Here is a 14,775-nt window from a genome sequence, read left to right on the forward strand (position 1 = left end):
TTTTGGCGCAATTGGAATGAATTTTCGCCAAAAATGCTGATCAATATAGTTACGTGGCCGGTTTATAGTCCTTTTTATCAATCACCATTTTGGCGATGATTTCTCTCAAAATCTCAGAAGTGCCGCCTCCGATGGGGCCCAATCTGCTATCTCTAAGCAATCGCGCCATCGGATAGTCTTCCATATACCCATATCCACCCAAAAACTGAAGACAACCATATATCACCTCATCAGCCATTTTGGTAGAATGCAACTTGGACATTGTGGCTTCTTTCACCATATATTCTCCTCTGTTTAAGCGATATGCTACAGAATAATTGAATTCTTTGCATATTTCCATATCGGTATAGAAATCCGCTACTTTATGGCGTAAGGCCTGGAATTTATCTATGGTTTTACCAAAAGCAGTGCGTTCAGACATATACTGAACGGCATATTCGAGTGCAAATTCTGCTCTTGCATGAGAATTGATTCCCATAATTAATCTTTCCAAAGCAAAATGTTGCATGATGTACGGAAACCCTTTACCTTCTTCTCCCATAAGTTGATTGGCAGGAACAATGACATTGTCAAAGGCAATTTCTCCAGTGTCAGACGCTCTCCATCCCAATTTATCCAGTTTGGTAGCTGAGATGCCTGGCGTATCTCTATCCATAACAAAAATACTCATACCATTATGGCCAGCCTCAGGATCAGTTTTAGCAGCAACGACTAAATAATCACTATAAATACCGTTGGTGATAAAAGTTTTAGAACCATTAACCACATAAGTATCTCCTTTCTTTTCAGCTGTGGTCCGCATGCCTGCAACATCACTTCCTCCAAATGGTTCCGTAATACATAAACAGCCAATCTTATCTCCTGTAATACTTGGTGCTAAATATTTTTCTTTAATTTCATGACTACCTTCTTTATTGAGATGCGTCATAGCAAGATATGCATGTGCCCACATGGCCGCTGCAAAGCCACCAGAATTAATTTTTTGTAACTCTTCAAGAAAAATTACAGTGTAGAACAAATCGAGATCCATACCTCCATAAGCCTCAGGGTAGTTGATTCCGAAGAAGCCCATGTCACCAAATTTTTTCCAAATAAAGCGCTCAATGGTGCCTGTCTTTTCCCACTTATCAATATGAGGAACGACTTCCTTCTTTAAAAAATCCTGTAAACTTTGTCTAAAAAGTTGATGTTCTTCGGTGAAGTACATGCTGTTCATATATTTTCTTTTTCATTTAATTTAGGGTCAAATATAACTTAATTATCTCGAATTTTCGGATTGGGAACTTTTTAACTTTCAATAGTTCATCAAATGATTTGAATCCATCTCTCAAGGTTCTTTGCTCAATGATATAATGTGCAATCTCATAATCAATATGCTGAATTGTAACCAGTTGGTCTCTTGTAGCAGTATTAAGATCTATCTTTTCTACATGTCGAGGTGTTTTTACTGCAAAATCATTGGTGATACGCTCTATCACTTCTGGTGTTAACCCGTAGATATCCTGGAGTTGGATTTCAGAAATAAATCCTCCGTTAAACTTATTTCGATATTTGACGATATTATCAGATAGTCTTTCACCAATGCCATTGACCTTTTGCAATTCTTGGGCTGAGGCTTTATTTAGGTCGATTTTTTGGTCATACGTTTTAGGGCTATCTCCTGATGGATTCTTAGAATTATCTGACCAATTCATTTTAGGCTTTGGATCGGTCACCCAGTCTGGGAATTGAAATAATGGCGAAATAACATCCAGTAAAGAATCTGAAACTCTGGTCACCTCTTGAAATTGTTGGACTGAATTGATCCATTGTTCTTTTTCCCTAAATTGCAATAAGCGGTCAATCTCTTCTGTAGTCATCCCGAGCGTGTAACCTTTAAAATCAGTGATGAAATTTGGATTGAACGGATAGACTTTCGGGGTGTTCTTATCTATCTCTGCTCTTTTTAGCGAATCGACTTGTTGTCGAAACCTTTCCAAAGCTATTTTATCAGCCTGTACGCTTTCCGAAGAAAAATCGACAAAAGCGTAAATACACTGAAAAACAATGATGAGTATGGCCAACAAAAAAATCCCATTCCGTTGACTGTTAGAAAACTTGAAATGGGACTTATATGCCATATTGTTTTTTATTTATTAGGCTCCTGCCTTTTAAAAAGCAAATTTGCTTTTAGTTTTTTAACATAAGAATCTAAATCAATCCTGACTTCTTTTGACATAATGTACAATCCGATAATATTAGGAAAAGACATAGCAAGAATCATCATATCAGAGAAATCAAGAACGGCACCTAAACTAACGGAAGCACCAATGACCACAAAAACCAAGAACAACATTTTATAAATGAATTCGATTCTTTTACTTTTTCCGAATAAGTAAGTCCAGGCTCTCATACCATAATATGACCATGAAATCATGGTTGAAAAGGCAAATAAGAAAACGGCCAAAGCCAACACATAAGGGAACCAGGAAATTTGGCTTCCAAAAGCGTCAGAGGTCAATTGCGCACCAGCCATACCTTCCACTTCGTGCATACCAGTAAATATCAACACCAAGGCGGTTAACGTACACACCACCACTGTATCAATAAATGGCTCTAATAAAGCGACAAATCCTTCTGATGGCGGATGATTGGTCTTTGCTGTACTATGAGCTATTGCTGCCGATCCAACACCGGCCTCATTAGAGAATGCCGCACGTTGAAATCCAATAACTAAAACACCAATGACTCCTCCCTTTAGGGCTGATGCATTAAAGGCGCCGTCATAAATAGCAGCAAATGCAGGACCTACATTTTGAATGTTCATGATAATAACGGCTACTGCTGCAATAATATATATAGAAGCCATAATAGGAACTACCTTACCTGTTACTTTAGCAATACTGCTAATTCCACCAATAATTACCACACCTACCAAAATAGCTGTTACGATTCCAAACCAAAAACCCTGACCTGCCAACATTGGAAATTGACCAGCCAATTGTTCAAAAGATTGGTTGGCCTGAAACATGTTGCCACCTCCAAAAGAGGCACCAACAGCTAAAACTGCAAACAATCCAGCCAGAACTTTACCAAGACCTTTCATTTGTCTCTTTTCAAGCCCATATCGTAAATAGTTCATCGGACCACCAAACACGCGGCCATCGGGTAAGATATCTCTATATTTTACACCTAAAGTACATTCCACAAATTTGGTGGACATTCCTAACAGCCCACAAACAATCATCCAAAATGTTGCTCCTGCTCCACCCAACGAGACTGCAACTGCCACTCCGGCAATATTACCAAGACCCACCGTACCTGAAACCGCTGTAGCCAAAGCCTGAAAGTGTGTGACTTGACCGGGCGCTTCAGGATCGTCATATTTACCTCTCGCCAAATCAATAGCGTGTCTGAACCCTCTAAAATTGATAAAACCCATTCTCAGAGTAAAAAACAAAGCTCCTAAAACCAACCATATAACAATAAAAGGTATTGGTTTTGTCAAAGGATCACCATTAGGGTGTGTTAAAACCAAAGGCTTATCATAAACAATTTCACCAAAAAAATGGGCGCCTTGCTCAATCACATGCTTTTGATTTTCAGAGTTATAAATTACTTGGCCTTCAGCAGTGAGATGTTTCAAAGATCCTCTTGCAGAAGCGTTTACGGTAATTTCATTTTGATTTTTGTCTGTTATAATTGCAATGGGCGTGTCCTTAGTTACATGAGCCCCCTCTGCTTGAAGCCATTTTTTAAGAATATATTTATTATCTACTTCGTTGGACCAATCCGGAACACCAATTGGCTTAACATCCGCATAGACAACAGGGTCATAAATTCCGACCGTGGCAAATGGGTCCCAAAATAAAACGGCCCCTAAAGTAGCTACTGCAGGGGTCATTGTACCATTAAACACTTCGGTTATTGCTTGGGTCTTTACCGTGTATACCACTGTTTTTGTATCCCCTATTGCATCCGTTACGACAACCGAGTATGGAATTCCCTCAGTTAACCCAGTAGCTTCATTGGAGTTTAAAGGTGTACTCTGATTACTCCATCGGTAAGAGTAAGGTGGAACACCGCCGGAGACAGTTACTTTAATAATTCCATCATTAATATTGTCAGATGGATTAAATGCCTCTCCTTTTATCTCAAAATCTTGGGCGAAAAATAAAATTGGCAATAATGTACTAAATAGGGTAAGAAGATACTTCTTCATAAGTGGATTTTAGTTAGTTAATAATACGTGGTCAAAAACCATCACAAGATGCTAAAAAAAAATGATTTTATAAAGATTTGGTTGTTAAAATGAAAACAGAACCATCTATGTATAAGTTTATATTCTCGATATAAATCTCAATGGTTGATGAATAGACGGTTCCAAGAATCGAGAATCTGTAAGAATTAAAACCTACTGACAGAAATAAAAACGAATTTCAACTGCGCTTCAGTCATGAAATATCATAAAAGGTAGTGTGCTATTTGGAAGGGTCAGCTTCAAGCTGAATCTCAATTATAGGTCAAAGACAGAAGAACGCTTGGTATAAATCAAATCTTTAATTCGCATCCAGAAGGCGATAAATAGATAAAGGGCAAATCCAAAACCGAGTGTTACAAAGGTGAGGTACATAAACGACGTTCTAACCACTTTGGCCCTAATCCCCAATCGGTCTGCAATACGTTGACATACGTAATAGCCTCGCTTCTGAAAATACAATAAAGACCTATAGAAAATGTTCATGCTGCAAATTACTGATTTTTTATCTAATAAACTTAGTTGTTATTTTACTAAAAGTGAATTGCCAATGGCGCAACTCATACACCGATTCTTGTCACAATACTCTGTTTTAAGTTGAATCAATGCCTGAGAGGTCAAGGCAGAATCTGAAACAGGTTTCAAATTATTAAAAGCTTTGATGATTGAATTTTGTTCTGAAGCAATTGCTCGGGCCATCATCAGACAAGATTCCGAAGCATTTTTACCTTGATGTTGCAGATAAGAAAATCTTAATGGAAGGACGGTATTGATCAACAATAAGTCAATGAAGTTTTTAGTTAACGGTTTTTTTCTATCGTGCGATGATTTCTCAAAAGTGAAATGTGATTGCCAAAATTCAGACGTGCTAACTTGAAATAATCTGTATAAATCCTCAATGGTTTCTGCAGTCATTAATTTTGTAAACAAGTTAGCGTGTTCGTAATATAGCATCGCCAATTGCGACAATCTGATAGTGGGAAAATTTGGGGGTCTCAACCTGAAAAACTTTAGCGGAATGACTTTCATATTAGAAAGATTGAATTTTTGTTTTAGAAATTGATATTGATTGGATAGACTCTGAAAGTAACCATTTTCGACCTCGACATCCAACAATCCACATTGCCCAAAAAACAAGGCTTCCAACTGAAGCGGTTGCGATTGTATTTTTCTGACCACTGAAAAATCGAAAGAAGTGGCCATACTGAAAAATGCTTCTCCGTTTACTTTTAGTCCAAAGTTTTTAGCCAATAGTTTAAACAACACGCCTTCCCAATCGTTTTTTGACGACATTAACAAGCTCTCAATGCCACTTGATTTTCGCTCAAGCCGCTCAATATAAAGCCGTTCCAGCCAATTGGAAATCAGAAAATCATCAACCTCAGCAAAATCAGGTTCGCATTTGATCCATTTATGTGGTGACATTAGGAGCTTTTGATAATTTCTGAACACATTGTCGTGGATCACATGCTTCAATTCCAAAGTGGGAATAATGGTGTTATTCTTTCTAAAAACATTTGTATCATGCTCAAACACTACGTGTAAGATGACATTATCGTACGCGGCATCCACTTCATGATTATGCACATACCAATCACTTGACTTTATGTGGATTTCAACGTTGCCCGCCCATAATTGGCCATCTATTTCAAGTTGTGCATTAAAAAAATCTGGGCCGCTATTTAAATTATGCTGCCCGTTGTTATGCAATATAATAGCCTCCCCAGCCGTTGTTTTCAACTTTGCGGTATCAAACTTTTTAAATTGCCAAACATAATGTAGAAAAGCCTCTTGCATATCCCTAAAAATAAGACATTTACGCATCACTTTAACATGTAACACACTGAAATTTTTAGACGGAAGAAGTGGCGATTAAAAAAAAGTTACTGTTCAATATTTTCTGCATTGAAATCTACGAGTTCACCCTCAGAAATCGATAGGGTTACTTGAATCGGATTACAGCATACCTCACAATCTTCCACATAGCTTTGATGTGGCACGGAGTAATCAATAAGCATTGAAATAGCTTCCCAGCAATATGGGCATTGAAAAAAATGTTCTTCCATGATCTTTTTAGCCCAATGCTTCAAGTTCTTCATGTACAGATTCCCACTCGGTCATCAACTTGGATAGTTTTTTCTTTTTTGTTTCGTAATGTTCAAAAAACTTAGGGTCAGCAACTGTTTTATCATAATCAGTAGCAAGCGCAACATCCATCGTTTTGATATCCTTTTCGTGTTGACTGATCTTGGCTTCGACATTGCTCAATCTATTATTCAAGGATTTTAATTTCCTTTGATCTTCATAAGACTGCTTATTGGTTTCTTTAGGTTCAACTTTAACCACATCGCGTTTTTCTACCTCTCTCAAGTTTTCAACATTACGCTGATCTAAATAAAAATCGATATCTCCTAAATACTCCTTGATTTTCTGATCCTTAAACTCATACACACTTTTAGTTAAGCCCTGAAGAAAATCTCTATCATGGGATACTAAAATTAAAGTCCCTTCAAATCGTTTTAAGGCTTCCTTCAAAACATTCTTAGATTTGATGTCAAGGTGGTTGGTAGGCTCATCCATTACCAGAACATTAAAAGGTTGCAATAACAATTTGGCCAGCGCCAAACGGTTGCGCTCACCTCCTGAAAGGACACGCACGTATTTTTCAGCCTCCTCACCTCTAAAAAGAAAAGATCCTAAAATATCACGTACTTTACTCCTATTCTTCTCATTGGCGGCATCAATCATGGTATCTAATACCGTTTTGCTCCCATCTAGATATTCTGCTTGATTTTGCGCAAAATATCCGATTTGCACATTATGGCCGAGTTTTAAATGACCTTCATGTTTCAATTCGCCTACGATAATCTTGGCTAAAGTGGACTTTCCCTGTCCGTTCTGTCCAACAAATGCAATTTTGCTACCGCGCTCAACACTCAGGTCTATATTTTTAAGCACTTGTAAATCGCCGTATTTTTTTGAAATTTGGTGCGCTTCAACCACTACTTTACCAGGAACCACTGAAACTGGAAAGTTCAGAGTCATCACACTGTTGTCATCCTCATCTACTTCAATCCGGTCCATACGGTCCAATTTCTTTATGAGCGATTGGGCCATAGTTGCCTTGGAAGCCTTAGCCCGAAATTTTTCAATAAGCTTTTCAGTCTGCTCAATCTGCTTTTGTTGATTTTTTTGCGATGCCAATTGCTGAGTCTTCAGTTCATTCCGAAGTACTAAATATTGAGAATACGGCTTTTTATAATCATAAATTCGGCCAAGAGAAATTTCAATAGTACGGTTGGTCACATTATCCAAAAACATTTTATCGTGCGATACAATAACTACCGCTCCAACATAATTCTTTAAAAAACTTTCGAGCCATATAATGGATTCAATATCCAAATGGTTGGTAGGCTCATCCAAAAGTAGGATGTCATTATTTTGAAGTAATAATTTGGCCAGTTCAATCCGCATACGCCATCCACCTGAAAAAGTATCGGTCAGCTTATTAAAATCCTCCCGTTTAAAACCTAAACCTTGAAGAATCTTTTCAGTTTCTCCTTGATAATTATAACCGCCGTTAATTTCATATTGATGCTGTATGTCACTTACATCTACCATGAGTTGATGATAAATGTCGCTTTCATAATCGGTGCGCTCCACCAATTGATGGTTGATATCCTCCATCTTAGCCTCCAACTCTTTAATTTCCTTGAAGGCTTCATAAGCCTCTTCAAGAACAGTTCTGCCTAAAACGAAATCGATGTCCTGTTTCAAAAACCCAATACTTAGACTTTTATCAGCAGCAATTTGCCCAGAATCTGGTTCCATTTCCTTTGATAGAATTTTAAGCATGGTCGATTTACCTGCGCCATTTTTGCCGATAAGTCCAATTCTGTCGCCAGCACCGAGCATGAATGTAAGATCTTCAAAAAGGTATTCGCCCTGAAAAGAAATAGAAAGATTGTGTACGTTGAGCATTATTTGTAGGATTGTTACAAAACATTGGTTTTAAAAACCTTAATTTTGTTTTTTATTTCAAAATGCAAAAGTAATCAATTACCATGATAAAAAAAGGAAGTAAGTTGTATAGTGTTTTAACTGGTACCTGTCCTAAATGCCATGAAGAATCTATGTACGTTAACCCAAACCCTTTCGCTTTAATGGACATCTTAAAAATTCGTGAAAGGTGTAGTAATTGCAATACCAGATACCGTATGGAACCTTCATTTTTCTTTGGTGCTATGTATGTCAGTTACGGGGTTGGAGTTGCTTTTTCAGTCGCAGCATTTATCATCAGTTTTCTAATTCTGGGATTGAGTTTGACCACTTCATTTATTGTCATCATAGTGACGCTTATTATTTTTATGCCTTTTATTATGCGAGTTTCACGTAATATATGGATAAACCTATTCATGAATTATGACGAGAGGTTGGCTAAAAAACAAGATTCAAAAGACCGTGTTTAACCTTTCTGATGTATTTGTGACGTCCAATTTTGGAGTGTCTTACATTAAAATCGTTTGATATCAACTTCGGCATCCAATAGCCCACCTCTTTCCAAATGTTGATAGAGCTGTTTAGCTACATAAGGGCCAATCATAACACCACGAGTTCCCAATCCATTCAGGATGGCCACGTTTTTATGCTCTGAATGTGTACCAACAAGCGGCCTTCTGTCTTTAACCGTCGGCCTAATACCTGCTACCTGATTGACAACCTCATAATCACAAGTAATAACGCTTTTTAATTTATTGAGTAGTTCGTTTTTGGCGTCTTCTGTTATATTTTGGGTCTTGTCTTCCCAATTATAAGTAGCGCCCACCGAATAGCAATCATCAAGTTCTGGAACCACGAATACGGAGGATTTTAGAATGAACTTCATTTTTAAATCAGGTGCTTTGATGGTCAACACCTCACCCTTTGCTACGTTAAGTGGAAGGATTTTGAAAAAAGGATTGTTAACCATCCCGAAGCCCTCGGCAAAAACAATATATTTAGCGTTAATGTTTTTATAACATACCTGATCTTCTTGAATGGACATTAAAGAGTAATCAAATGTTTCTTGACTATAGCTATTGATAGTTTTTAACAATAGTTTATAATGTTTTAGCAATTTTGCTGTATCAATACGACCGGTGTCGTGGACTTCTCCAAATCCATAAGGTGCATCAATTGCGGCGTTTTTATTTTTAATGAGTGTTGAAGACAAGAAATTTGTCAGTGCTGGTTTGTCAGAGGCATTGAACCAATCATTCTGTTCTTCAATTGAAGCAAACCTTCTATAAACAGGCAATTTATAATCTAATTGAACGCCCAATAGTTTTTCCAAGCTCGCATAGAATGCCTCCGCCATATCTAACTGCTCATCAGCTTTCCAGACGCCCGTAAAACGTTTCAAAACTACGGGATTATACAATCCTGCTGCAACTACTGACGATTGCTGAGATTGGTCGTCAAATACCACAAATGATTTCTCATGAGTCCGCAGTTCTTCACAAAAAGAAACTCCTGCCAAACCGCAACCAACAATTATATAATCGACTTTTTTCATAATATCAAATAAGGATGATTTAAGTATTATAAACAACTTTAATCCGTTAAACACGCTTAACCTGATCTCTTTTTAGAGATCAAGAATGTTGTAATTAGATAGTTAAGCCCATTTCTCACATCAAATTGATGGACCACTCAGGACTTGATGCGTTCAGGAATCAGGAAGCTCAATCTAAAAATAGCCACTAATGGGAATAAAAAACGCCCACTGTTAAAAAGTGAGCGTTATATTTATATGACTGGCCATTTTTTAGTAAGCCCACATATCTTGTTCAAAGTCTCTAATCTTATCCTTGATCCGATCAGATTCCAAGAGCTGCATAAGTGCATTATCAGCAACGTAAGTACTGACTTCTCTATCGCCATAAACGTTTTCTTCTTTATACATATAACCATTGAAACGTCTTGAGTTTAACAAGTGGTCAAACGAAAACGGCATCGCGCTATTTTTGTTATTAAACGCTTTTGCTTCGTGCAGAATATTTCTAGCTTCTGGATAAAACACCCAGAACAATGCAATAGGCTCTTTATTGGCTTCGTCATCAGAGTCAATAAAGTTAACATCAGGTGCCGCTGGTGCGATACCTAAAAGTCTGTATTTTAATTCGCCTTGACGTTTATCAAAGTACCATAATCCCTTTATAAGGTATGCCGTGATATCATAAGATTGAATATCTCTTTTGATAATATATTCTGGAGATACAAATCCTTCTGAATTGTATTGCTGGTACCCAATATCCAAAGTGTCCACTTTTGACATGATGGATTGAATATCTCTTGGTTGACGTTTAGTGGTAAAATAAGAATCGTCATAAACATTTTCAATTTTACCTTCTCTTACGTTTTTCCAAAGAACGTCAAATAAGGAACGTCTATTGGCGCCTATATTATTGGTATCGATTGGATAGTAGAGTGGAAAATTGACACGCTCATCAAGAACAACTTTTTCCCAAGTCATTTTTGAAAACATGATATCCCTATCATCAACATAACCGTATTCAAGCGGTCTGTCATTATCCAATGCTTTTTGGGCTTCAGATTTTACCCCAATTTCATCAGGTGTCTTTGCGTTGAGCAAATTGGTCTGACCAACTGAACTCATTGCCAACCCTATACTTAAAACGGTTAATAAACAATATTTTAATTTCATCTTTTTAATTATTATTTGGGACATCAATATCTTGATGTATGTAACGTGATAACTGTTCCTAAATTATATTTAGTTTGATATTTCTATAAATACTGGTGATGCAGGGAGTAATTTAATACTGCTATTTCCTTTTATCTCCGACTTAATATCAAAGATCTGCACGCCATCACCTCTGGACGCCTTACGTAATGCGCTTCTTGCTTGATCATTCATTCTATTCCCGTTAACGGTTACGGTTGGTTGACCAGGGACCTTAATCTTAAATGAGGTCACATTGATATCTAAATCGAAATCAAAATCGAATAGTTTAGCGTTGACCGTGGCTATTTCCACATTGGATTTTGGTAAGCTAATATTATCAGCTTGTCCCGCAATGGTACCCGATGGTTTAGGAATATCCTTGATTCTGAATGATGCTTTATCATTTACAGGAGAACCATCTGGAAGTTTACCATTAACATTAATGGTTACCTCTTTTCCAGATCCAGGTCTCATCACATATTTACCAACACCTGATCCTTTTCTCAATCCTGGTGCAGTAGCAGTAACATTATTATCAGAAACACCAGCAAATGAAATAGTCATTGGGTTATCAACACCTCTATAGACCACATTCATCTTATCGGCTGAAATAGTAGCAGAGTTTGGCTTTGGCACTACAGCGTATTTACTGGTAATAGGAATTTCAACAATCTCGTCACCTTCCTTAAATTGCATTGTTCCAGAAATATCACGCTCACCTACAGCACCTGCCGGAAAATCGAGCACGACTGATCCTTGTTCAATATTATCCAATTCTCTACCATTGATCACAATCTTCTCAAAATTAAGCGTATTGTCAAAACGACCCAATACCACTTTACCTTTGAAGTTTTCGCCACTAAAGAATGCCGTTTTATCAGGAATTACGATTGCCGAATAATTTTTCATTGACAATTGTTTTACCTGCTCGCCTGCCAACATGTTGGATAGCACCTCAGATTCAATGGTCTTAACATCGGCTTGCATTTGCGTTAGCTTAGTTAACGAAGCTACCATTGGGAAGCCTTCAAAGTGATACGTCAACCATCCTTTTTTGATACCTTCATTAGTTGTTTCGTCATTGGTTGAGAACTTCTTAACAATATCATTCTGAATATCTTTATTGTCCTCACCCAAAATCTGAGTCACACCTTCTCTATAAGTTTTGATTTTATCTATAAACTCCTGACCAGCTTTCGTCATTTTGTCTCCGGTGAACCATTTCTCATCAAGAAAATCAGTTCTATCCATCTCCTCGTAATTCTTAGGATCTTTAACGGATTTCAATAAGTCAGCTTTAACAGATTCTATATAAGAATAGAAATCTGTTGAAAGTTTATCAATAGCATCTGCTTTTGCTTTAATTGGTTGATATTTAGCGGGCTGCTCTTCAGCCTTTGCCGCTAAACCTTCCATAAATGCAGCGTTACGAACTGTTGCCGATGCATTAGAATCAGTAATTCTTTCGTTCATTAACCCAAATGCGGATAGCACTTCTTTAGACATATTAAGCGCCATCATTGCGATAAACACCAAATACATAAGGTTAATCATTTTTTGTCTTGGGGATAATTTTCCTCCTGCCATTTCTAAATAGTTTTTAGTTGTTGATTTGGTTAAATTTAACTAACTACTAATTAGTTTGTTCTGTTCATTGCAGAAAGCATTCCACCATACACACCATTTAATGATGATAGGTTTGACGCTAAGGATTCCATTTGATCTTTTAGCTTAGTAGCGTTTTCAACAGCTTCTTCATTAATTGCCGCTTGACGACTCGCAGAGTCCATTTGAACCTTATAAAGACTGTTCAATGATTCCATTTGTGCAGCAGCCAATGACATTTCTTCACCATATTTTCTTGTAGCTGCCATAGAATCAACTGTTGGACTGATTCCTTTTGCCGCACCTTCAAAGTTTTTAATGCTGTCTCCTAAACTTGCCATTAGCTCGCCATCAATTTTTGCATCTTTAAGTAATTCATCCAATTTTTTAGATAAAAGACCTTCAGCATCTTTTGGTTGCTCACTCTTTAAGTTTAAGGTTTGACTTTGACCACCTGCCAATTCAGGATATACCAACGACCAATCGAGATCGTCATCAATAGGTTCGAAAGCTGAAACTGCGAATACGATGGATTCGGTTACTAACCCTATGATCAGCATTTCGTTTCCGAAAGGCCAGTGCATGATTTTAAAAAGTGCACCAAGGATTACAACTGCAGCACCTAAGCCGTAAGTCATAACCATTATTCTTTTCCGTGTTCTTGATGATTGTGCCATAATGTTTGTTTTTAGTTAAGTTAAAATAAGTAGATTAATATTTAGTTTTGGTTGTTAAAATTTTAATTATTGTTAGTTGCGGCATTCGCGGTAATATCTGTACCCATATAATCCTGAACAGTTCTAAAACCGATATAACTACGGGCCGAATCAGCATACTCATAATCTCTTGAACTTACCTGTAAGAAATAAGCAACATCTTTCCAAGAGCCACCTCTCACAACTTTACGCTGGTTATTTGGATCATTGACATTAGGGTTGATGGTGGACATATACTCATAAGACGCTGGGTCATAAGAGCCTTGTACCCATTCTGAAACGTTACCAGCCATATTATATAGGTTATAATCATTAGGCTCATAAGATTTTGCCTCAACAGTATACAACGCCATATCCGCAGCATAATCACCACGTAATGGTTTAAAGTTTGCTAAGAAACAGCCTCTATCATTCATAGCGTAAGGACCACCCCAAGGGTATGTTGCACCTTGCAAACCACCTCTAGCGGCATACTCCCATTCTGCTTCTGAAGGCAGTCTGAATGAATTCACGTTAGGTTTACCTTTACTTTTCTGATGCGCATTCTTATACAATGTTCTCCAATTACAGAAAGCATTGGCTTGTTTCCAAGAAACACCTACAACTGGGTAGGCACCATAAGCCTCGTGCCAGAAATAATCATTGTGCATTGGTTCATTATAGGAATAAGCAAAATCTCTAATCCAAGTGGTTGTGTCTGGATAGATTTCAACCTCCTCCGTAATCAATACGTCTTTACGTTTCAAGTTTCTATTCTTGGCCGCTTTTTGGATATCCATATAAGTGTATTGGAACTTGAATTTTTTGACATCCCAAGTACGTTGTCCATTATAAGACTCCTCCAAAGGCAGATACATTGTATCCATAACTTCAGCATAGTACTCATCCGGATATTTGTTGGTATCAAAAATCAACTTCACATTTTTGTTCAACGGTCGACCTTCATAACCTGTAGGGCCTAAACCACTATAGTTATCATACATGTACTTTTCATAAACAGTCATGTTGTCTGGGTCAGCATCTTTAAATGCAAATTCTCCCGTTCCTCCATCTCCAGGAGTCAGACCAAAATCATCTGCGATGATCGCTAATTTTGTTCTAATTGTAGAATCTCTCACCCAATTGACAAACTGACGGTATTCACTATTTGTGATTTCAGTTTCGTCCATGTAAAAGGCTCTTACTGTGGCAGTCTTGGTTGGGGCATCTTGAATTCCAGCCAAATCATCATCAGATTTACCCATAATGAAAGATCCACCAGGGACAAGTGTCATTCCATAAGGTTTTTCTGGATGCCATTTCTTTCCTTTAACTCCTACTAGCTCTCCTCTGTCTCCAGAATTACAATTAGCCAATAGAGCTAAAACAGCGGTTAATAAAGCGAACTTCTTCATATTCATATAAACTCGAGGTTAAATTATTTAGTCTTAAATGTTCAGTTAGATATTTTTGAGGGAGTAAACATATCTATATATTTTTTAAAAAACAAT

Annotated in this window: 13 protein-coding genes; 1 reads left to right on the plus strand and 12 read right to left on the minus strand. The window is 37.4% G+C overall.

Features of this window, described 5'->3' with window-relative positions; all coding sequences use genetic code 11:
* Window positions 1-49: 49 nt before the first annotated feature.
* The 7 genes from H3Z82_RS11005 to H3Z82_RS11035 form a co-directional block, all read right to left on the minus strand.
* Window positions 50-1,216, minus strand: a complete 1,167-nt coding sequence (locus H3Z82_RS11005) for an acyl-CoA dehydrogenase family protein (RefSeq protein WP_182205565.1) — start codon at window positions 1,214-1,216, stop codon at window positions 50-52.
* A gap of 16 nt (window positions 1,217-1,232) precedes the next feature.
* A complete protein-coding gene (locus H3Z82_RS11010) occupies window positions 1,233-2,120 on the minus strand; it encodes a ComEA family DNA-binding protein (protein WP_182205566.1) in 888 nt (295 codons plus the stop codon).
* Window positions 2,121-2,128: 8 nt separating this feature from the next.
* A complete protein-coding gene (locus H3Z82_RS11015; RefSeq protein WP_182205567.1) occupies window positions 2,129-4,201 on the minus strand; it encodes an amino acid carrier protein in 2,073 nt (690 codons plus the stop codon).
* Window positions 4,202-4,495: 294 nt separating this feature from the next.
* On the minus strand, window positions 4,496-4,723 hold the full coding sequence (locus H3Z82_RS11020; RefSeq protein ID WP_129016647.1) for a PspC domain-containing protein: 228 nt from the start codon (window positions 4,721-4,723) through the stop codon (window positions 4,496-4,498).
* 39 nt (window positions 4,724-4,762) lie between these two features.
* Window positions 4,763-6,079, minus strand: a complete 1,317-nt coding sequence (locus H3Z82_RS11025; RefSeq protein WP_317172448.1) for a DUF2851 family protein — start codon at window positions 6,077-6,079, stop codon at window positions 4,763-4,765.
* Between the two features lie 41 nt (window positions 6,080-6,120).
* On the minus strand, window positions 6,121-6,303 hold the full coding sequence (locus H3Z82_RS11030; protein WP_182205711.1) for a CPXCG motif-containing cysteine-rich protein: 183 nt from the start codon (window positions 6,301-6,303) through the stop codon (window positions 6,121-6,123).
* Between the two features lie 7 nt (window positions 6,304-6,310).
* Window positions 6,311-8,218 carry an ABC-F family ATP-binding cassette domain-containing protein gene (locus H3Z82_RS11035; protein WP_182205568.1) on the minus strand — a complete coding sequence of 636 codons (1,908 nt, stop codon included), beginning with the start codon at window positions 8,216-8,218 and terminating at the stop codon, window positions 6,311-6,313.
* A gap of 182 nt (window positions 8,219-8,400) precedes the next feature.
* On the opposite strand from H3Z82_RS11035, the gene H3Z82_RS11040 reads away from it, so the two are divergent.
* Complete coding sequence (locus H3Z82_RS11040) at window positions 8,401-8,706, plus strand: DUF983 domain-containing protein (protein ID WP_394368108.1); 306 nt, start codon at window positions 8,401-8,403, stop codon at window positions 8,704-8,706.
* Window positions 8,707-8,750: 44 nt separating this feature from the next.
* Here H3Z82_RS11040 and H3Z82_RS11045 read toward each other — a convergent pair whose 3' ends face one another.
* The 5 genes from H3Z82_RS11045 to porK form a co-directional block, all read right to left on the minus strand.
* Window positions 8,751-9,791 (minus strand): NAD(P)/FAD-dependent oxidoreductase, encoded by a 1,041-nt coding sequence (locus tag H3Z82_RS11045; RefSeq protein ID WP_182205570.1) that lies wholly within the window; start codon window positions 9,789-9,791, stop codon window positions 8,751-8,753.
* Between the two features lie 252 nt (window positions 9,792-10,043).
* Entirely contained in the window at window positions 10,044-10,943 is a 900-nt protein-coding gene (gene porN / locus H3Z82_RS11050; protein ID WP_182205571.1) for a type IX secretion system ring subunit PorN/GldN, read from the minus strand.
* Between the two features lie 69 nt (window positions 10,944-11,012).
* Window positions 11,013-12,551, minus strand: coding sequence for a type IX secretion system motor protein PorM/GldM (porM, locus tag H3Z82_RS11055; protein ID WP_182205572.1), 1,539 nt, complete (start codon window positions 12,549-12,551; stop codon window positions 11,013-11,015).
* 50 nt (window positions 12,552-12,601) lie between these two features.
* Window positions 12,602-13,246 carry a type IX secretion system motor protein PorL/GldL gene (porL, locus tag H3Z82_RS11060; protein WP_182205573.1) on the minus strand — a complete coding sequence of 215 codons (645 nt, stop codon included), beginning with the start codon at window positions 13,244-13,246 and terminating at the stop codon, window positions 12,602-12,604.
* Window positions 13,247-13,308: 62 nt separating this feature from the next.
* Window positions 13,309-14,679: a T9SS ring complex lipoprotein PorK/GldK gene (porK, locus tag H3Z82_RS11065; RefSeq protein WP_182205712.1), complete on the minus strand. Its 1,371-nt coding sequence runs from the start codon at window positions 14,677-14,679 to the stop codon at window positions 13,309-13,311.
* Window positions 14,680-14,775: the final 96 nt, after the last annotated feature.

Source organism: Gelidibacter maritimus (genome assembly GCF_014062315.1).
Lineage (GTDB): Bacteria > Bacteroidota > Bacteroidia > Flavobacteriales > Flavobacteriaceae > Gelidibacter > Gelidibacter maritimus.